We start from the raw sequence: 396 nt of genomic DNA, 5'->3' as shown, positions 1-396 counted from the left end.
GTTATCCAAACCTAAATAAAATCCGAACCTTTCGCTAATAGCGCGGCCAATCCGATTATTCTTCATGCAAAGGTGAGGATTTTATTTTCATATTGTATACTTCCGAAAAAGGAGGTGTACAGATGGATGTACAAAACTTACGGGACAATTATCCCAAACTTATTGTCTACATGGAAGAATCAGGCTATAGTGCCTGCTATACCCAAAGAGTTAGGCGCGAAATAGATCACATTCTTTCTGGAGCGGATTCAAAAAACTGGGCGTCGTACATGGATATTTATCTGGAGTACGCCAAGAAATCAAGTTCCCGGCATTATCTGCGCAACAAAGTGACTTACCTCGGCATTATCGAGAGTTTTGACAAGCGCAGCCAGTACCCCGACGGGCGGCGTCGGC

At 43.9% G+C, this 396-nt stretch carries 1 protein-coding gene; it reads left to right on the top strand.

Annotation, left to right across the window (positions count from 1 at the left end; translation table 11 throughout):
- Window positions 1-122: 122 nt before the first annotated feature.
- Window positions 123-396: hypothetical protein (locus DSOL_RS26420; protein WP_345788436.1), on the top strand; the 274-nt coding region annotated here is incomplete at its 3' end.

Origin of the sequence: Desulfosporosinus metallidurans (genome assembly GCF_001936615.1) — a bacterium.
Taxonomy (GTDB): domain Bacteria; phylum Bacillota; class Desulfitobacteriia; order Desulfitobacteriales; family Desulfitobacteriaceae; genus Desulfosporosinus; species Desulfosporosinus metallidurans.
Note: the sequence above shows the minus strand (reverse complement) of the source record. Positions and strands in the feature narration are given on the sequence as shown.